Consider the following 19078-nt stretch of genomic DNA (forward strand, 5'->3'; position numbering starts at 1 on the left):
AATGGTTTTCGTGTCAACGTTCGTTTCCCTTGTTTCAGCGGGCGCTGAAGCGGTTGAGGAGAACAACGGTTTATTCATTGGCTTTTGTCGTGCGGACCGTTTTCAGCGGCCGGGTTGCCTTGCCATCCAGCTTCGACCTCGCCGTTATGCTCGCCGGCCAGCGGCGGCGGCAGCCGATAAGACACCGGCGTGTCAGACAGTTTCAGCGGGCTGGCGACAAGCTTTAACGGACCGACGATTGGATGGTGCACCGTGACTGTCATCTCGCGCGCCGCCGTTTGCGGATGGCGGAACAGTTCATCGAGCGTCTGCACCGGCCCGCACGGGATGCCTTTTTCAGCGAGAAGGCGCTGCCACTCCGCCCGCGTCCGCCGCTTGATTTCTTCGTTCAGCCGCTGGTTCAGTTCATCGCGATGGGCGACGCGGCCTGGGTTTGTCTGAAAACGCGGGTCGGATCCGATCGAGCGGTCGGATAGCAGCGTGCAAAGTGCTTGAAACTGCCGGTCATTGCCGACGGCGATGACGATCGGACCGTCGCTTGCCATGTACGTTGAGTACGGCACGATGTTCGGGTGTTCATTGCCGAGCGGCTTCGGGACGTCGCCGGATAACAAATAATTGGCGGCGACATTGACAAGCGCACTCACGGCGCAGTCAAACAGTGCGAGATCAATTTTTTGCCCGCGCCCCGTTTTCTCGCGGGCCAAAAGCGCTGCTTCGATCGCGATGGCGGCATACAGGCCGGTGAACACATCCGTGACGGCGACGCCGACTTTGAGCGGGCCGGTATCCACGGTGCCATTGATGCTCATCCAGCCGCTCATTGCCTGAATGATATAGTCGTAGCCGGCCAATGGAGCGAGCGGTCCTGTTTCGCCAAACCCGGTGATGGAACAGTAGATGAGGCGTGGGTTGAGGAGCGACAACGCTTCATAGCCAAGCCCCCATTGATCCATCGTTCCGGTTTTGAAATTGTGGATGAGGACATCGGCCGTTTCTGCGAGGCGGCGAATCGTTTCCCGTCCTTCCTCGGATTTCAAATTAACGGTCATGCTTCGTTTGTTGCGATTGACGGCCGTATAGTAGGCGCTCATGCCGTTTTGGAACGGCGGCCCCCAAAACCGGGTGTCATCCGATCCGCCCGGCGCTTCGATTTTAATGACATCAGCCCCTAAATCGCCTAAAATCATCGTCGCATACGGGCCGGCCAACACGCGCGACAAGTCGAGCACACGCACGCCATCGAGCGCTCCTGGCATCGATTCCCCTCCTTTCGTTTCACATACAAAAAGCCGGTTCCTATACAGCGTGCAAGATAGGAACCGGCTTGAACGGACTGAGAAGGCATTCCGGCGCGGAGATGCCGTCAGGCCGCACAGTTCTTTTTGCGGTCAGTGCATGAAAGCAAACGGTTGATGCTGCCTGTCAAGCAACGGGGCTATTGGACAGACGGTAGAGGCCGTCCGGTCTGCACAAGCGGCCAAGCTGGCAGGAGACGGCTGCTCGATAATTTTATTATAGATTTTTGTTTGATAATTGTAAATAGTTCGATAAAAATTTGCCCGCCAAAGCCGGCTGGCGAGGAGAAGATGCACGTAGCCGCGTGAATAGCTCTTCGATACAAATGTAATGAAAAGAAATCGATCGCGCGGTCGGACAATTTGGCATGAAAAGAGCGCAACATTCACCTAAATTTCTATATAATTGTAGAGAAAGGGGAATCGATGACGCAAAAAAGGAAGTGATGGTGCATGTTCCATGTGTTAGTGACGACAGACGCCAATTATCTTCCGCCGCTGAGAGTCTTGATGCATTCGCTGTTTTGCAACAACCGGCGCCCGTTTACGTTTTACTTGCTTTACTCGCGCATTGCCGAGGAAGAGATTCAGGCGCTTGGCGAGTTTGTTCGCCGGCAGGGGCATGAGCTGGTGCCTATTTACGTTGATCCGCAACTGTTTCATGATGCGCCTGTTTTCCGCCACTATACGGTGGAGATGTATTACCGTCTGGCGGCGCATTTGTTTTTGCCGTCAGACGTCGACCGTGTCTTGTACCTTGATCCGGATATTGTGGCGATCAACCCGATGGATGAGCTGTATGACATGGATTTTGAAGGGAACTTGTTCATTGCGGCTGAGCATACCCATTCGACGAAGGTGGCAAACTTGTTCAACAAGTTGCGGTTAAAAACGCCGAACGCGAAAGGGTATTTCAACACGGGTGTGATGATGATGAACATTGCGATGATGCGCGAACACGTTCGGCTTGCGGACATTTACCAGTTCATTCGCGACAACCGGTTCAAGCTTGTTCTTCCTGACCAAGACGTGTTAAACGGGTTGTACTGGGACAAAATTAAACCGGTCGACTGCTACCGCTACAACTACGACGCGCGCTATTATGACTTTTTGCAGCTTTTGCCCAACCCGAAACACGATTTAGCTTGGATTGAGGAAAACACCGTTTTTATCCATTATTGCGGCAAGGAAAAACCGTGGAAAGACAATTACAAAGGGGAGTTGGGGCGGTTTTACAAACGGTACAGCCAAGTGTTGGAGCTAGAGGGCGAGGCGACGGTGTAGCGCGGCTTGGGAGACGCGTTTAACAAAGAAAGTCTCTCACTTCAAGCAAAGCGAAGTGGAAGCGGTTCACAGGAAAAAGGCGCCCCATCAAAGCGGGCGCCATGTTCGATTACTGTTTGCGCTCTTGCCGGCGGATGCCGGCTGCCGCAGCGCGTGCCTGTGCTTCAAGGTCTTCATGGTCGGCAAATTCTGCCGAGTATTCCACATCGATGCCGTCAGATTTCAACTGTTTCGGCACTTGCGGCAAAGTCGCCTTGTTTTTGTCGCGCGTCCGTTGTCCGCGAGAACGGCCCATCATCCATGCCCCCTATCCAAAAGTGTGAATCGTACGATTCATTCATTTAGGATGGCATGGACGGCGCCAGCGTATAAATAGCAATCGTTTCTAATGGCGCGCTTTTTTGGCCGTATAGCCGCCCGCTTGGTCCGCCATTTTAAAATCGCGGGCATAGCTTACTTCTTGGGCGCTTGTCAGCGTATGCTTCGCTTTTTCGCGTTTTCGTTTTTCCGCCATCGCTTGTTCCCTCGCTTTGCATCAATATTCCTTTAGTTCCATTTTGCGCGAAATCAGCCGTTTTTATGCGTAAAAAAGAGGATGTCCGTTTGGACAGCCTCTTTTTGCATCAGATGCGCTCTCCCGCGGCTTATGCCTCTTTGCGCTGTTCTTCATTGTGGGCAAAGGAGGGATGGCGCATTGTATAGAGCGTGTAGTTGTCTTTTGTAATTTCGTACAAATTGTATACATCCGCGCCGATTTGCTCGAGCAACGCCCGCCGCGTTTCATTGGCCGGCGTGACGTACGGCAGTTTTTCCGCCGCTTTGATCGAGCGGACGTTGACTTTGCGAATGCGCAAAAACACTGTTTCGATCGACAGCTCATAAAACAGCTCATGGAAAAACGCTTCTTTGGCGCGCCGATTGTAACCGAGCCCGTGATACGGCTTGCCGAGCCACGTGCCTAAAAAGCCGGCGCCATCTTGGATATCAAAGAGGCTGATTGTGCCGATCGGGTTTCCCCATTCGTCCAAAATCGTGCGCGAAATCAATTCGCCACGTTCTTCCGCCTCCATGAGCTGTTTTGTCATGAATAAAAACTCTTCGTACGAGCTGGCTTTTTGGCGCACGAAAGGGAAGACGTCCGGATGCACCATCAGCTCGTACAGCGCATGGCAGTCTTGCAGCTCGCGTTTTTTCAACATGGCCAATCCCTCCTTTGGATGCCGAGGGCAGCCTCCCAGCGGGAACCCACCCTCGAAATTTTTTTATTAAAACTTCATTAAAAAAATTTCGGGGTGGGAATCGAACCCACTAGGACCAGCGCGAGCGCTGGTGGCGCACCATTTGCCTTCCCCTTGTTCCTGTCCGTATGCGATTATGACGACAACTAGCCTAAGGTCTACTTTATCATACACGATCGGAGGCAAAAAGGGAATTGTTTTTTTGTTAATTTTTTTTGGATATTTTTTGTCGGTCATGGGGCAAAAGCAAATCGGTGAGACAGCCTTCCAACGTTGGAAACGAAAAGCGGAAGCCGGCTTGCAATAGCTTCTCTGGAATGACGTGCTGCCCTTCGGTGACGAGCATGCTCATTTCGCCAAGGAGAAGGCGAAGCGCCCAAACGGGAACCGGAAGCCAATGCGGGCGGCGAAGAAGGCGGGAGACCGTGCGGCCGAACTCGTCCATTTGCACTGGATGGGGCGCGGTGAAATTGATGGGGCCGGACAACTCCTCGTGTTCGATGATGTACGAGACCGCGCGCACGACGTCCTCAAGATGAATCCACGACAGCCATTGCCGCCCGCTGCCGATTGGGCCGCCGACAAACAACCGATACGGCTTGATCATCATCGGCAACGCGCCGCCATGTCGGGCAAACACGACGCCAAAGCGAGCGTAGACGGTGCGGACGCCAAGCTGCTCGATCGGACGGACCGACGCTTCCCATGCTTGGACGGTCTGGGCGAGAAAGTCCCCGCCGTAATCGGTCGTTTGCTCGGTAAATGTTGCGGAGTCCGAAGTGCCGTAAATGCCGATGGCGCTGGCGTTGATAAACAACGACGGGGGACGGGACAGTGAATCGATGTAGCGGCCCATCGCTTCGGTGGCGCGAAGACGGCTGCCAAGGATGATCTCTTTTTGCTTCGATGTCCAACGTTTTCGGTTGAGCGGCTCCCCGGCTAAATTAATGGCGACATCGACAGCTGCCGGCTTTCGGTGGTCGTCGAAGGAAAGGTAATGAATGTTGCCTTCGGAAGGTTTGGGAGAGCGGGTGAAAATGTAAATCTCATGTCCTTGCTTGGAAAAATGGCGGGCGAGCGCCTGGCCGATCAGCCCAGTGCCGCCGTTGATGGCGATACGCATCTTGATTCCCCTTCCATTGGTTTATTTTATGACTTCGCTTTTGGTGTCAGAAGTTCCTGCTTATGATACGATAAAAGATAAGGGGGACAAACAATGGGAACGATTGCCGACATTGTCGTAACCGAACAAAATGCTGAACGATTTTGGATTGTCGTGCACCGTGACGGCGCACCGTCGTTGAGATTGACAGTTGATCAAGATGTATTGCTTCAATTCCGCTTGAAAAAAGGGATGGAGATCAGCGACGACCTGCTTCAACATATTGTGTATGCCGATGAGGTGAAAAAGGCGTATCAACAGGCGTTTTACTTTTTGGCGCGCCGGATGCGTTCGGAGCATGAGGTCGCCGCACACTTGCGAAAAAAAGGCGCTCCGGATTCGGTGATTGATGAAGTGCTCAAAAAACTTCGCGCCGAGCGGTATGTCGATGACGAGGCGTTTGCCGCCGCTTACGTACGCACGCAAAAAAAGACGGCGGCGAAAGGGCCGCTTCTCATCCGCGCCGAACTGGAACGGCTCGGTGTTTTGGGCTGCTTGATCGAGCAGAGTTTGGCGGAGTATACGTTGGATGAACAGATGGCCATCGCCCGCTCGCTTTACGAAAAAGCGAAAAAACAGCGCCGGGCTGAATCGGCTCGCGCGTTTTTGGAACGGGTGCGGCAGCAGCTGATGCGCAAAGGGTTTCCGCATGAGGTGATTGCCGCCGTTTTGGCGGATGGCGGCGCTCATACTGAACAAGAAGAACGGGAGGCGCTCAGTGTTCAGGCGGAGAAAGCGCACCGCCGTTATGCGCACCACCCGCGGCCGCTTTATGAGCAAAAGATGCGCCAAGCCCTGTACCGAAAAGGATTCGCACTTGACTTGATCAATGAATGGCTGCGCATGCACGGTAATGACGAGTGATCTCGAATGAAAGGATTTGAAAAAATTAGGGGATATTATCAGTTTTGTCGTTGAATGTTGATCACAAAATCGTTCCAGTTCCATAAATCAAGAGATGTTCTGAACCTTTTGCCGAGTTCCATGTGGATGAAAACGATCCATCCGGAATGCTCAAAAAGGAGGCTTGCCTATGATCAAAGGAGAACAAAAACGGTACAGCGAAATGACGAAAGAAGAACTGCAACAAGAAATCGCCATGTTGACGGAAAAGGCACGCAAGGCGGAGCAGATGGGGATGGTGAACGAATACGCCGTCTACGAGCGGAAAATCGCCATGGCGAAGGCGTATATGCTTAATCCAGCTGATTTTCATCCTGGGGAGATTTATGAAATTGAAGGGGCGCCTGGGGAATATTTCAAAGTCCGCTATTTAAAAGGAGTGTTCGCCTGGGGATGGCGGCTGAAAGGAAATGGTGAGGAGGAGGCGCTGCCGATTTCACTACTTCGTAAACCGAATTTGCCTCAATCATGATGGGCGGGACAAGTTCACAGTCGGACGGAAAGAGAGCCTAAAAACCTAGGGAGGGTGTCTCCCTAGGTTGTTTCGCTACGACTGCTTGCGCGTCTGCCGCTCTAAAATGATGAGGTCAAGCGTTTGTTGCGTTTCGCCGTTTACTTGCGAGTGGGCGTGTTTTGGATTGGCCCACGGCTGCCCGAACGGATTGGAGTAAAAGTTGTCATAAAATTTTTTGCGCCGATGGTGACCCATGATTGTTCACCTCGCTGCGGAATGTGCCGGGGGAGTGCGGCGAACGATGCCGTGCTCCCCCTTCATGTTAAAAGAAATCGCTTCGTTCGCCGGAGGCGCGCACCCGTTCTTGCGGGTGGGTGTTGGTCGTGCCGTCGGCCCGCTTCGAGGCGTACTCGGCCTTGGCGCGCGGTTCGCCTTCGAACTTGTTGTTGTTTTGGTTCGGGAAGTTGTGCGCTTTGTTCCGCACGGCACATTCCCTCCTTAACGGCGTGCTCGTGTTGGATGGCCAACACGTATTTTTATTATGGGACACCCTGTAGCGCTTATGTGTGGCAATGATTGGGGCGGAGCCCATCAGCCGTTTGGAGCAAGTTCGAGCTTTTTGCGCAGTTTGCCTTCGCTGAAAATCCAGCCGGTGTATGAGCTGACAATATTGAGATCGCGGTCGAGCTGGACGACAGCGACAAACGGGTAATACCCTTTGCTTCGATAGCGTAAATCAGTAAAGCGCACTTCGTAGTAATCATCGTATTCGTTCATTTCCCAACGGTAAACCGGGGAAAAAGATAAGAAAGCGGCGATATTTTCGTCGCGTTTGGCGGCGTTCATCACCGGATGGTCGGGAAGCGCACGCTTTTGGAAGCGGTCAAGGATGATGAGCTCGCCGCGTTTGACGCGGGCGACGTAAAATTCGTCGCAGGTTGAAATGGCTAAATGCCATTCGCGCGGCCGCCATGTCGGTACGGTGATGATCTCGGTCACCCCGGCGATCGAGGCGCGCACGAGCCGTTTGATGTTGGCCTGCTGGCGGAAGCGAAGCCCATAATACGCAGCGATAAGCACGTAGACGACAAGAAACGTATAACCTGGATGGGCGCCGAGAAACAAGCCGCCGACGCCAACCAAATGAAGCCCAAAAATGACCGGATCAAACGTATGAATCACGCCAAGGGCGATCCATTTTTTTGTAAACGGGCGCAACGCCTGGGTTCCGTAAGAGTTAAAAATGTCAACAAACACGTGCAAGGCGACGGCAACAAACGTCCAAAGCCAAACGCGAAGCCAATCCGTTTTCGGATAGATGGCGGCCATCACGCTGACGATGAGCAGCGGCCAAAGAACGACGGCGGGAATCGAATGGGTGATGCCGCGATGGTTGCGAATATATTTGGCGTTGTTGCGCAATTTGAAAATCGTATCGATATCCGGCGCTTGCGAGCCAGCGAGCGCGCCGATCAACACGGCGTGGGATAAGAGCGGATCGTGGGCGATCGCAGGGTCAAGTGAAGCAAGACTGCCGAGCGCCACCCCCATCAAAACATGTGTGCCTGTATCCAACGTGAAGGCGCCTCCTTCTTGCAGCATCGTTGCATGTTCGGATGGAAACTGTCTGTTGTCTCTCGGCCGGAGCACATCTTTCTTTTTCATGCAACTATTAGTATGCCCCACCTTGTGTTCAGCCAATAACCGTTTGAGGCATTGGCCGAAAGGAGGCGAGAGACAAACAAGGTTATGGCTAGTGTATCATACGGTGACAATCGTTGGCGAGAGGCGGAACGACCAATTTCACAAAGTTTCAAAAAAGGAAACGATTGATAGACAGTGGAGTGAGAAAAGGAAACAGGAAGAAAGCCATTCGTCAGACGAAAAGGGAAGCGCTTCAGCCAAACAACGAAAAGCGCCCCGCATGAGGCGGGACGCTTCGTTGATCATCTCGAACGGAGAAGCTCCCCACTTCAACGCTTATATAGGTGTAAGTGGGGGAACATTCAATTCTGCTGGAAGATCGGTTCGCCGTCCGTCCTTTCGGCGGCTCATTGGTCAACCGTCCTTTTCTCTGCCAGCCGATCGATTAGCCGTCATTTCTGAGCCGTTTGCCGATCGCTTTGAGAGCGGACAGGAAAAAGCGGATCGCGCGGTTGATGTCCGGGTCATTGAGCGCTTTAAGCAAATCAAACAACCCGATTTTTTTTGTTTCGGCGGAGTTTTGTTCGTACGCCTCCAGCGCGCCGGCGGCGATGTGCTCAAGCAGTTTCGCCGTTTTCTCCGGATCAAGTGAAGCAGCAAGGCCAGCTATGGCGAATGCGTGGTTGATCATTGTTGTCACCGGTTTTTGGTTGAGCTGGCCGACGACGATTTTCGCCACGTCTTCCCGCGCTTTTAACAAGGCGTTGGCCGCTTCGAGCAGGCCGCTTTCATGGAGCTGCTCGATGAACTCCAAGAGCTCGCGGACCGCCTCTTCACTGTCGCCGACAGCGGCTTTTAGCTTGGCCAGCGCTTCAGCTCGTTTTTCTTCCTCAGTCATTTGGCGCTTTTGAATGGTGGTAATCGGCTTAGCCACCGATCGTCACCCCCTTGTTTTCCTCGGTGAGCGGCACGTAGTCGCTTCGCCGCCACTTCCGCTCCACCTCGACGCCGTTTTGCGGATGCCGCTTTTTAAAGCGCGGATTTGTGCGCGGCAGCGGCGTCTTGCCGGATCGTTCAATGACTTCCATGCGCACGCGGGCTTGTTTGTAAGCCGGCGTGTTCGTGCGATGGTCGGTCTGCGGGCCGGTCAGCATGTTAATGGCGCTCTCATTGGCTGTGGAGTGCATCGGCAAGAACAGTTCATTGCCTCTGACTCGATCGGTGACGAGCACGCGCACTTTGACGCGGCCGTACGGCGAGATGAGCCGGACGAGCGCCCCATCTTCAATGCCGCGCTCTTTGGCGAGTTCAGGGGATACTTCGACGAACACTTCTGGGAATTTATGCTCGATGCCTTTGGATTTGTACGTCAAGTTCCCTTCATGGAAATGCTCAAGCAGCCGGCCGTTGTTGACGAGCAAATCGTACTCTTCCGGATATTGCACCGGTTCGACCCAATCGGCTAACGCAAAGCGGGCTTTGCCGTCCGGGAAGTTGAACCGCTCTTTGTACAACAGCGGCGTATCGGCGCCGTCGTGGCTGCCCCAGCAAAGGCTGTTCCAGCCCTCAAGCCGGTCGTAATGCGCTTGTGAGTACAGTGGAGCGAGGCTGGCGATTTCATCCATGATTTCTTTCGGACCGGCGTAATTCCAATCGGCGCCAAGCCGCTTCGCGATTTCTTGAATGATCCACCAGTCTGGCTTGGAGTCGCCAAGAGGCTCCAGCGCTTGGTAAAACCGTTGGATGCGGCGCTCCGTATTCGTGAATGTTCCTTCTTTTTCCAAACTTGGCGCTGCTGGCAAGATGACATCAGCAAATTGCGCCGTTTTTGACAAGAAAATGTCTTGAACGACAACAAAGTCAAGCTTCGCCAACGTCTCTTGCACATGGTTGGCGTTGCAGTCGACCAGCGCCATATCTTCGCCGATGATATACATCGCTTTCAGCTCGCCGCGCTCGGCCGCTTCGAGCATTTGGATGTTGTCAAGGCCTGGTTTCGCATCGATGCGGACGCCGTACGCTTTTTCAAACTTCGCGCGCGCCGCGTCATCGGTGACATGTTGGTAGCCAGGCAGCCAAGCGGGAAGCGAACCCATGTCGCAGGCGCCTTGGACGTTGTTATGGCCGCGGAGCGGGAACGCGCCGGCGCCTGGGCGCCCGTAGTTGCCGGTTGCCAAAAGCAAGTTGGAAATCGCCGCCGATGTATCGCTGCCGCCCGTGTTTTGCGTCACACCCATGCCCCAGAGGACGCACGTGCCGTCTGCTTCATGGATCATCTCGGCGATGCGGATGAGGTCAGCTTTGGCGACGCCAGTGACTTGTTCGGCATAATCAAGCGTATATTTTTCCAGCAATTGCTTAAACTCTTCAAAGAAATGGACGCGCTCGCGAATGAACGCCTCATCGTGCCAGCCTTGGTCGATGATGTATTTTGTCACGGCCATCAGCCATACTTGGTCGGTGCCTTGTTTCGGGCGGATGAACAGGTCAGCCCGCTCGGCCATTTCATTTCGGCGCAAGTCAGCGACAATGAGTTTTTGGCCAAACAGTTTATGCGCCCGTTTGACGCGGGTGGCGATGACCGGATGCCCCTCGGCCGGGTTGGCGCCGATGATGATGACAAGGCCGGCTGAAGCGATGTCATGAATCGTGCCGGAATCGCCGCCCATGCCGACCGTGCGGAACAGGCCATCGGTCGCCGGCGACTGGCAGTAGCGCGAACAGTTGTCGACATTGTTCGTTTCAAATACTTGCCGTGCGAGCTTTTGCATTAAATAGTTTTCTTCATTGGAAATTTTCGACGATGAAATAAAACCGATGGCGTTGCCGCCGTATTGCCGCTTGATCGCCCCGAGCTTTTCCGCGACCAAGTCGAGCGCTTCTTCCCATGTCGACTCGACGAACACGTCGCCTTTGCGAATGAGCGGTTTCGTTAGGCGCTCTTCGCTGTTGACGAAATCCCAGCCGAATTTTCCTTTGACGCATGTGGAAATGGCGTTGACCGGCGCTTCGGATACAGGCTGGATTTTTAAAATTTTCCGCCCTTTCGTCCACACTTCAAACGAACAGCCGACGCCGCAGAACGTGCAAACAGTTTTCGTCTTTTTGATCCGTTGTTCGCGCATGGCTGCCTCGATTTCAGAAATGGCGAAAATGCTCGTATAGTTTGGCTCGACTTCCTTGACAAAGTCGATCATCGGGTTGAGCACTTGTTTGTCCAAGCCAGTCAGAAAGCCGGCTTCGCCAAGCATCGATTTTTCCATTAACGCGTTGCACGGACAGACGGTGACGCAATGCCCGCAGCTGACGCACGACGATTCGTTGATCGGCACCCCGCCGTCCCAAACGACGCGCGGCCGTTCCGCTTCCCAATCGATCGAAAGCGTTTCGTTCACTTGCAAGTTTTGGCAGGCCTCGACGCATTGCCCGCAGGCGATGCATTGATTCGGGTCGTAGCGGTAGAACGGATGCGACATGTCCACCTCGGACGGGTCGACTTTCGGCCGGTACGGATATGTTTGATGTTCAATTTGCATCATTTCCGCCGTGTTGTGCAGCTTGCAGTTGCCGTTGTTGTTATCGCACACCGTACAGTACAATAGATGATTTTCCAACAGGCGGTCCATCGCTTCTTTTTGCGCTGCCTTTGCCCGCGGCGAGCCGAGTTCGACGACCATGCCATCCTCAACCGGCGTCGCACAGGCACGAAGCAGCGTTCCGTTGACTTCAGCGATGCACGTGTCGCATGTCTGAATGGCGCCAAGCTCCGGCGTATAACAAACTTGCGGATGCGGAAGACCGTGTTCATTGACGACTTCTAAAATGGTCACCCCTGGCTTAGCGCGGTAGGCACGCCCGTTGATGGTTACCGTCACCATTTGCGCTTCCATCGTCGCTCCCCCTTTGTCAAAATAAAAAACTCCACCAGCGACGAGACGAATGCTTCATCGTGGGTGGAGTAGTTCTTTAGCATAACGATACTAAACAACCAATCCAAACTTTTTATATTTAGTAGAAAAATAACAAGGCAGCTTCTTGCCTTATTATTTTTCCACTATGTATACATTTGCTATAGTTTATTATAGTACGGCGAAAGGAAGAACACAACGGATGGGCCGGAAGTTTTTCTGCTGACCGCAAGGAGGGATGAGAATGTCAAGAAAAGAAGCCGCTTTCAACGATATTGTGCGCAAAGTGCGCAAACAGCTGTTTGGGAAAGGGCCGGAGCGGATCAAAACGTATTTTGTTGACAATTTGGCGATCACCATTTTGCACGGCAATTTGACGCCGACGGAAAAATTTATCGCCCGCACGCCGGAAGGGCGGGACATGGTGCATGCAGCGAGAACGAAAATGATCCAAGATGTGTACGCCCAGCATGTGCCGGACGGCATGGAAGAGCTTGTCGGTTCGAAGCTTCTTTATTTGTTCAGTGATATTAAAGTGGAAGAGGATATGGCTGTTTCCGTTTTTGTATTTGAAAAACCGATTGAATTGTGACGATTTTGTGAACAGAAACAATTGTTTTTCGTTACTGTTCGTGGTATGCTTATGAATAGTTAGCACGATGAAAATAGTAGAAGCCTTGCCGGCTAAACGGTTTTGCCGCTTGGCAGGCAGGTTTCGGAAACGGATGTGCGTTGGTTTCGCTGCAGAAGTGCTGGGCGCAAACTACCGCCGCTTTTCGCTGACAGGGGTGAGTTTGTCCTCTTGTCCGGAAGGCGGCGGTTTTATTTTGCGTGGAAAGGGGGAATGGCAAGGTGAGCGGGTTTGCGGCGAAACGGCGACCGATTGCGAAATACCGGAACGGGCGCTTTGTTGAGGAAGAGGACGAGATCGCGCTCGAGTTTCCGTTGACCATAACGGTCAATGGCGAGGAGTTTGCGACGATCGTTTGCACGCCGGCGCATCTAGATGAATTGGTAATCGGATTTTTGGCCTCGGAAGGAGCCATTCGGACGTACAGCGACATCAAAGGGATGACCATTGATGGGGAGCGGGGCTTTGCTTATGTCGAACTCGCCGCAGGCGGACTGCCGGCCAAACAGTTTTACGCCAAGCGGTTCATCGGCTCGTGTTGCGGAAAAAGTCGGCAGTTTTATTTTTACAATGATGTGAAGACGGCGAAAACGATCGTCGGCGGCATCGCCGTGAAGGCGGATGACTGCATTCGCCTCATGGAAGCGCTGCACGAGCAGTCGACGGACTTTGCGGCGACGGGCGGTCTTCACAACGCCGCGCTCGCCACACCGGATGAGATGGTCGTGATTCGCTCTGACATCGGGCGTCATAATGCGCTTGATAAGCTGTATGGCTATTGCCTGCGTCATCAAGTTGCGGTGAAAGACAAGCTCATCGTATTCAGCGGCCGCGTCTCGTCGGAAGTGCTGTTAAAGGCGGCGAAAATGGGAGTGAGCGTCCTGCTCTCGAAATCGGCGCCGACGACGCTGGCCTTAGATTTGGCGGATGAACTCGGCATAACAGTGGTTGGTTTTTTGCGCGGGCAGGCGTTTAACGTGTATACGCATGAGAGTCGGATCATAATCGGATGAAAGGGGAGGAGAGGCTGTGAAAAACCGTTGGCTCATTGCTTTATCCGCCGTCGGCATTCATATTTCGATTGGGTCTGTTTATGCGTGGAGCAATTTTACCAATCCGTTAAAACAATTGTTTGGATGGTCGGACCAGGAAGTGGCGCTCACGTTCAGCATTGCGATCTTATTTTTAGGATTGTCGGCTGCTTTCCTTGGCCATTTTGTTGAAAAGCACGGACCGCGGAAATCCGGGCTATTGGCCGCCATCTTCTTTGGCCTCGGGGTGACTGGTTCTGGATTAGCTGTTGCTCTCGGTTCCAAGTATCTTCTTTATCTGTTTTATGGCGTTTTAGGTGGGATCGGGCTCGGCGTCGGGTATATTGCGCCAGTGTCAACGCTTGTCAAATGGTTTCCAGACCGGCGCGGGTTGGCTACAGGGCTGGCGATTATGGGGTTCGGTTTTGCCGCAGCGATCGCGAGTCCGGTGATGAACAGTTTGATTGCCTCCGTCGGTGTTCAAAATACGTTTTTCATTTTAGGCATTACGTATTTTGTTATTATGACGTTATCTTCTCTTTATTTAGAAAAACCGCCGGAAGGATGGCTGCCGGAAGGATTTCAGGAAAAAGTGAAGGCCGGAAAAGCCAAACCTTCGCTTGATTTGGCGCAATTGACGGCCAATGAGGCGGTCAAAACAAGACGGTTTTGGTATTTATGGTTCATGTTGTTTATTAACGTGACGTGCGGCATTGCCGTTTTAGCGGTGGCCAAACCGTTGGCGGTGGAAAGCATCGGCATCAGCCAAACGGCCGCGGCGGCATTAGTTGGCGCCATTGGGGTGTTTAACGGGTTAGGGCGCATCGGTTGGGCATCGGCTTCTGATTATATTGGGCGGCCGAATACGTATACGACGTTTTTCGTTTTGCAAATCTTGATTTTCTTCCTGTTGCCGAACGTGTCCATCAAATGGCTGTTTGTTGTGATGCTGACGATTGTTTATACGTGCTACGGCGGCGGATTCGCCTGTATCCCGGCGTATATCGGCGATTTGTTTGGAACAAAGCAACTCGGTGCCATCCATGGTTATATTTTGACCGCTTGGGCCGCGGCTGGTCTTGTCGGACCGATGTTTGCCGCGTATATTAAAGACACGACCGGTTCTTATGAAGGAAGTTTGGCCTTTTTTGGCGGATTGTTTGTCATCGCTTTCATCATCTCGTTGCTCGTGCGCATCGATATTCGCCGATTGCGCGCCCAACATGAACAAATCGCCTATGTTTCTGCGGCTAAGGAAAGTTGAGAACGATTTCCTTCCGTTTTCCCTCGGCGTGCGGCAAGCCACGCCGGGGGTTTTTTGATATAATGAGGTGGATATGGATAATAGGCATCATGGGGGAAACTTTGAATGACAAGAGAAACAGAGCGATTTCCAGCGCGCGAGTTTCAGCGCGATTTGCTTGACTGGTTCGCCCGCGAGCGCCGCGACCTGCCGTGGCGGAAAGACCGCGACCCATATAAAGTATGGGTGTCGGAAGTGATGCTGCAGCAAACGCGCGTCGAGACGGTCATTCCGTATTTTGAACAGTTTATCGAGCAATTTCCGACGCTGGAGGTGCTCGCTGACGCTGATGAGGACGAGGTGCTGAAGGCGTGGGAAGGGCTCGGCTATTACTCGCGCGTGCGCAACTTGCACGCGGCGGTGAAAGAAGTGAAAACGAGCTATGGCGGCAAAGTGCCGGACGATCCGGATAAATTTTCTAAGCTGAAAGGAGTCGGACCGTATACGGTCGGGGCGGTGTTGAGCCTCGCTTATGGCGTGCCGGAGCCGGCTGTTGACGGCAACGTGATGCGTGTCTTGTCGCGTCTGTTTCTCGTGACAGACGATATTGCCAAACCGTCGACGCGAAAACGATTTGAACAAATCGTCCGCGAAATTATGGCGTACGAAAACCCGGGAGCGTTTAACGAGGCGCTGATTGAGCTCGGCGCCCTTGTTTGCACGCCACGCCGCCCGTCGTGCCTTCTTTGTCCGGTGCAAGCCTACTGCCAAGCGTTCGCCGAAGGGGTGGCGGAAGAGCTGCCGGTGAAAACGAAAAAAACAGCGGTCAAACAAGTGCCGCTCGCTGTCGCTGTGCTGGCCGACCATGAAGGCCGCATTCTCATCCGCAAGCGCGACAGCACCGGTTTGCTTGCGAACTTATGGGAGTTCCCCAGCTGCGAAATGGACGGCGCAGATGGAAAAGAGAAACTCGAGAAAATGTTTGGGGAGCAATACGGTTTGCAAGTGGAGCTTACAGAACCGATTGCTTCGTTTGAGCATGCGTTTTCCCATTTAGTCTGGCAGTTGACGGTGTTTCCCGGCCGCCTGATCAGCAGCGAGTCCACCAAGGAGCCTTTTCGGCTTGTGTCTGAAGATGAGCTCGAAGCGTACGCCTTTCCGGTGTCCCATCAACGTGTTTGGCGCGAATATAAAGAATGGGCGGGCGGAGTACGCCGCCCCGATTAATCAGGCACCGGCATCGTGCCGTGTGTATACGTTGCTTCACGGCGCCCAAGGCCGCCGCGCGCTTCGATTTCCTCGATGATTTCACGGTGGATCGTCTGTCCTTCGGAGTTTAAATACGGAGCGATTTGTTGGAACGAATGATGAAAATAAGAGAGCTCGTCATCGGTCCATTCCGTTTTCGGAATCATGGACAGCTCAGTCATATCGCGGCCGACGTACATAGGCAGCGCCTCCCTCGTTTGCGGAATTCGGCTATATTATATGTAAAGGAGCAGAAAAACATGAGTGGAAAAGTAGCGGTGGTGACTGGAAGCAGCCGCGGCATTGGCAAAGCGATCGCTTTGCGGCTGGCCAAGGAAGGATATGATATTGTCGTCAATTACGCCCGCAGCAAAACAGCCGCCGAAGAAACGGCGCGCGAAATTGAAGCGCTCGGGAGAAAAGCGCTCGTCGTCAAAGCGAACGTCGGCGACGTTGAGAAAATTCACGCCATGTTTGCCCAAATCGATGAGGTGTTCGGGCGGGTCGACGTGCTCGTGAACAACGCCGCATCCGGCGTCTTGCGCCCGGCGATGGAATTGGAAGAAACGCATTGGAACTGGACGATGAACATCAACAGCAAAGCGCTTTTGTTTTGCGCCCAGGAAGCGGCCAAAAGAATGGAGCGGGTCGGCGGCGGGAAAATTGTGAGCATCAGCTCGCTCGGGTCGATCCGCTATTTGGAAAACTATACGGCGGTCGGCGTCTCGAAGGCCGCGCTTGAAGCGTTGACCCGCTACTTGGCTGTCGAGCTGGCGCCGAAAAACATCGCCGTCAACGCCGTCTCCGGCGGGGCGGTCGATACCGATGCGCTGAAGCACTTCCCGAACCGTGAAGAGCTGCTCGCCGACGCGGCTGCGAACACGCCGGCTGGCCGCCCGGTCAAACCCGATGATATCGTCAACGCGGTTTTGTTTTTGCTCTCGGATGCAGCCGAGATGATTCGCGGGCAGACGATCATTGTCGATGGTGGAAGATCTTTACTTTTGTAACGTCAGCGGATAGAACGATCACCCCCGGGGCATAGTAAAGCACGTGGAGGTGAGAACAATGGCCAAACAACCGAACAAAACAGCAGCTGGCACAAACATTCAAGAAGTAAGACAACAAAATGCCCAATCGGCTCAAGCCGCTCAAGCTGGCCAATTTGCGACGGAATTTGCGGCTGAGACGAATGTGCAACACGTAAAACAACAAAATGCGCAAGCGGAAGCCCGCAAAGCGCAAAATGTCAATCAATAACCAACGATCATCCATGGCTGACGCCTGGCGGTTGTGACGACGGCGTATGTTGCTACAAGAGCGCAGGCGATAGGCCGAAGATGGAAGGCAAAAGCAGGGGCGGCGCGCCTCTGCTTTTTTTGTCGACAAAAGCTGTCCTCTCTTTACGAGATTAGTGAAAGGAATTTGTGGATGCGGCCGCGAAATGATGAAAGGAAATCACACGGCAAAGGGGAAGGGAGAACGGAATGGCGATGGAGCACGCATGGACGAATGTAGGCGACGAGGCGCTGTTTTTGCAACAGGAGATGGAGCGTTGCGAGGAGATCACCCGCCAGTTGGATGAACTCGAACGTGAAGCGCCGACCGCCGCCTTGCGCGAGGAAGTGCGGCAAATGAAACGGGAGGTGGAAGCCATCCGCCGCGCATTTTTAGGGCAGATGGCATCCGGTGTCTGACGGACAGGCTGCGTCCTTGAGCCAACGCGCCAGTTGCCTTTTCCTCAGTAAGGCGGCCTGCTTTTCTTTCCTTTTGCAAAAGGAACAGGGTATAATATAACGAAGAAGCTCCCATCGGAAAGTAGGGAAGAATGATGCCAGCTTACCCTCGGGAAGGGAAAATCATTCAAATCCATAGCTACAAACATAATGGGACGATTCACCGCATTTGGCAGGAAACGGTCGTATTAAAAGGGACGCCATCGTATGTGATCGGCGGCAATAACAAAACACTCGTCATGGAAGCGGACGGCCGGACGTGGGTGACGCGCGAACCGGCGATTTGTTTTTTTCATGCTAAGCATTGGTTTAACATTATCGCCATGATTCGTGAGGACGGGGTATACTACTATTGCAATTTAAGCTCGCCGTTCGTTTGGGATGAAGAAGCGCTGAAGTACATCGATTATGATTTGGATATTAAAGTGTTTCCCGATATGACGTACATGCTGCTGGATGAAGATGAGTATGAGCGGCATCGCCGCGAAATGCACTATCCCGATGTGATCGACCGCATTTTAAAAAACAACGTTCAAAAACTGATCGGCTGGATTAAGGAGCGGAAAGGGCCGTTTGCGCCCGAGTTCATCGACAAATGGTACGGAGTGTTTCAGGCGTACCAAACGTAAATAGCGGCATGAAAAAAGCCTGTTCGGCATCGCTGGCAGGTTTTTTCTGCTTTTTTGTCGAAAGCGGCACGCATGAAGAGCTGATGGTGAGGCGGGGGATTGTCGGGAACACCCGCCCTACGGCAGGTTGTCAGTCAAGCCATCCTCGTGCGTCCCACGGTTGGGCTGCCTTGCTAACGCTTATGCTTAAAAGCAGGGGTCTCGATTAGAGATGATAAATAGCGACATGAAAAATCCTGTTCGCAAATCGGCAGTTTTTCTGCTTTTTCCCGCATGCATGAGGAATGGTGACGGTCAAGCAGGAGTGATCAGTTGATTTGGAGGCAAAAATGGAATGAGACGTTAGAAATTATGATAAAAAATCTCCATGCGCTATTTTTGCAATCTATCCGGCGTGAAAATGGTCGTTCAAGGTGCGTGCATCTTTACAACAAATAAGGTCAACGAGGAATTGTTTCATCCCCTCGTTATTTTATTATTTTTCGTTTTTCAATAATTTTAATTTTTTATAATATTATATTGTGTTAGAACTCATATTTCGCAACCTTTGCATAATATACAAAAAATAACCCAAATATTCGCATAAAAATAATTTTTTATACAAAAATTGTAAAATAATTAATTTTTATTCGGTCAAATCGGGCTTATTTCGAATTTTTATTCAGGGTG

22 protein-coding genes are annotated in these 19078 nt (G+C 52.8%); 11 read left to right on the forward strand and 11 right to left on the reverse strand.

The features are described 5' to 3' along the window. Nucleotides 1-74 precede the first annotated feature (74 nt). Nucleotides 75-1259: a CaiB/BaiF CoA transferase family protein gene (locus tag B1A75_RS08565; RefSeq protein ID WP_033024720.1), complete on the reverse strand. Its 1185-nt coding sequence runs from the start codon at nucleotides 1257-1259 to the stop codon at nucleotides 75-77. Between the two features lie 492 nt (nucleotides 1260-1751). Here B1A75_RS08565 and B1A75_RS08570 point away from each other — a divergent pair, with 492 nt between their 5' ends. Then, on the forward strand, nucleotides 1752-2582 hold the full coding sequence (locus tag B1A75_RS08570; RefSeq protein WP_033024721.1) for a glycosyltransferase family 8 protein: 831 nt from the start codon (nucleotides 1752-1754) through the stop codon (nucleotides 2580-2582). Nucleotides 2583-2691: 109 nt separating this feature from the next. Here B1A75_RS08570 and B1A75_RS08575 read toward each other — a convergent pair whose 3' ends face one another. The 4 genes from B1A75_RS08575 to B1A75_RS08590 form a co-directional block, all read right to left on the reverse strand. Further along, nucleotides 2692-2877: a YfhD family protein gene (locus tag B1A75_RS08575; RefSeq protein WP_011229952.1), complete on the reverse strand. Its 186-nt coding sequence runs from the start codon at nucleotides 2875-2877 to the stop codon at nucleotides 2692-2694. Nucleotides 2878-2967: 90 nt separating this feature from the next. Continuing rightward, entirely contained in the window at nucleotides 2968-3096 is a 129-nt protein-coding gene (locus tag B1A75_RS08580) for a YfhE family protein (RefSeq protein ID WP_013146323.1), read from the reverse strand. Between the two features lie 130 nt (nucleotides 3097-3226). Continuing rightward, nucleotides 3227-3781 carry a GNAT family N-acetyltransferase gene (locus tag B1A75_RS08585; RefSeq protein WP_011229954.1) on the reverse strand — a complete coding sequence of 185 codons (555 nt, stop codon included), beginning with the start codon at nucleotides 3779-3781 and terminating at the stop codon, nucleotides 3227-3229. A 244-nt stretch (nucleotides 3782-4025) separates the two neighbouring features. Further along, nucleotides 4026-4943, reverse strand: a complete 918-nt coding sequence (locus B1A75_RS08590) for a TIGR01777 family oxidoreductase (protein WP_033024723.1) — start codon at nucleotides 4941-4943, stop codon at nucleotides 4026-4028. Nucleotides 4944-5036: 93 nt separating this feature from the next. On the opposite strand from B1A75_RS08590, the gene recX reads away from it, so the two are divergent. Next, nucleotides 5037-5846, forward strand: coding sequence for a recombination regulator RecX (gene recX, locus B1A75_RS08595; protein WP_033024724.1), 810 nt, complete (start codon nucleotides 5037-5039; stop codon nucleotides 5844-5846). 169 nt (nucleotides 5847-6015) lie between these two features. Continuing rightward, nucleotides 6016-6357, forward strand: coding sequence for a YfhH family protein (locus B1A75_RS08600; RefSeq protein WP_011229957.1), 342 nt, complete (start codon nucleotides 6016-6018; stop codon nucleotides 6355-6357). Between the two features lie 75 nt (nucleotides 6358-6432). Here the strand turns inward: B1A75_RS08600 and B1A75_RS08605 are convergent, their stop codons facing one another. The 5 genes from B1A75_RS08605 to fdhF form a co-directional block, all read right to left on the reverse strand. Further along, nucleotides 6433-6594 carry a YpzG family protein gene (locus B1A75_RS08605; protein WP_074043162.1) on the reverse strand — a complete coding sequence of 54 codons (162 nt, stop codon included), beginning with the start codon at nucleotides 6592-6594 and terminating at the stop codon, nucleotides 6433-6435. A 67-nt stretch (nucleotides 6595-6661) separates the two neighbouring features. Continuing rightward, nucleotides 6662-6823: a small, acid-soluble spore protein K gene (locus B1A75_RS08610; protein ID WP_079936052.1), complete on the reverse strand. Its 162-nt coding sequence runs from the start codon at nucleotides 6821-6823 to the stop codon at nucleotides 6662-6664. A gap of 107 nt (nucleotides 6824-6930) precedes the next feature. Next, nucleotides 6931-7914, reverse strand: coding sequence for a metal-dependent hydrolase (locus B1A75_RS08615; protein WP_074043177.1), 984 nt, complete (start codon nucleotides 7912-7914; stop codon nucleotides 6931-6933). A gap of 514 nt (nucleotides 7915-8428) precedes the next feature. Then, the gene (locus B1A75_RS08620; RefSeq protein WP_074043161.1) at nucleotides 8429-8917 is read right to left on the reverse strand and encodes a helical membrane plugin domain-containing protein; all 489 of its coding nucleotides are present in this window, start codon (nucleotides 8915-8917) and stop codon (nucleotides 8429-8431) included. Next, on the reverse strand, nucleotides 8910-11873 hold the full coding sequence (gene fdhF / locus B1A75_RS08625) for a formate dehydrogenase subunit alpha (RefSeq protein WP_079936053.1): 2964 nt from the start codon (nucleotides 11871-11873) through the stop codon (nucleotides 8910-8912). The genes B1A75_RS08620 and fdhF overlap by 8 nt, the downstream gene beginning before the upstream one ends. A 262-nt stretch (nucleotides 11874-12135) precedes the next feature. Here fdhF and B1A75_RS08630 point away from each other — a divergent pair, with 262 nt between their 5' ends. From B1A75_RS08630 to mutY, 4 genes are all read left to right on the forward strand, one after another. Further along, nucleotides 12136-12483, forward strand: a complete 348-nt coding sequence (locus B1A75_RS08630) for a Na-translocating system protein MpsC family protein (protein ID WP_044732308.1) — start codon at nucleotides 12136-12138, stop codon at nucleotides 12481-12483. 260 nt (nucleotides 12484-12743) lie between these two features. Next, a complete protein-coding gene (gene fdhD / locus B1A75_RS08635) occupies nucleotides 12744-13535 on the forward strand; it encodes a formate dehydrogenase accessory sulfurtransferase FdhD (protein WP_079936054.1) in 792 nt (263 codons plus the stop codon). Nucleotides 13536-13551: 16 nt separating this feature from the next. After that, nucleotides 13552-14817, forward strand: a complete 1266-nt coding sequence (locus B1A75_RS08640; RefSeq protein ID WP_014194917.1) for an L-lactate MFS transporter — start codon at nucleotides 13552-13554, stop codon at nucleotides 14815-14817. Nucleotides 14818-14922: 105 nt separating this feature from the next. Continuing rightward, on the forward strand, nucleotides 14923-16023 hold the full coding sequence (gene mutY / locus B1A75_RS08645; protein WP_033024729.1) for an A/G-specific adenine glycosylase: 1101 nt from the start codon (nucleotides 14923-14925) through the stop codon (nucleotides 16021-16023). On the opposite strand, the gene B1A75_RS08650 is transcribed toward mutY, so the two are convergent. Further along, nucleotides 16020-16244: a hypothetical protein gene (locus B1A75_RS08650; RefSeq protein ID WP_033024730.1), complete on the reverse strand. Its 225-nt coding sequence runs from the start codon at nucleotides 16242-16244 to the stop codon at nucleotides 16020-16022. The genes mutY and B1A75_RS08650 overlap by 4 nt on opposite strands. Before the next feature lie 60 nt (nucleotides 16245-16304). On the opposite strand from B1A75_RS08650, the gene fabL reads away from it, so the two are divergent. From fabL to ntdP, 4 genes are all read left to right on the forward strand, one after another. Further along, entirely contained in the window at nucleotides 16305-17054 is a 750-nt protein-coding gene (gene fabL / locus B1A75_RS08655; protein WP_013146312.1) for an enoyl-[acyl-carrier-protein] reductase FabL, read from the forward strand. Nucleotides 17055-17112: 58 nt separating this feature from the next. Then, entirely contained in the window at nucleotides 17113-17304 is a 192-nt protein-coding gene (locus tag B1A75_RS08660) for a gamma-type small acid-soluble spore protein (protein ID WP_011229970.1), read from the forward strand. A 227-nt stretch (nucleotides 17305-17531) separates the two neighbouring features. Next, complete coding sequence (locus B1A75_RS08665; RefSeq protein WP_013146311.1) at nucleotides 17532-17741, forward strand: YgaB family protein; 210 nt, start codon at nucleotides 17532-17534, stop codon at nucleotides 17739-17741. A 134-nt stretch (nucleotides 17742-17875) separates the two neighbouring features. Then, entirely contained in the window at nucleotides 17876-18409 is a 534-nt protein-coding gene (gene ntdP / locus B1A75_RS08670) for a nucleoside tri-diphosphate phosphatase (protein ID WP_013146310.1), read from the forward strand. The last annotated feature ends 669 nt before the right edge of the window (nucleotides 18410-19078 follow it).

It is taken from the genome of Geobacillus sp. LEMMY01 (assembly GCF_002042905.1).
GTDB classification, from domain to species: Bacteria; Bacillota; Bacilli; order Bacillales; family Anoxybacillaceae; genus Geobacillus; species Geobacillus proteiniphilus.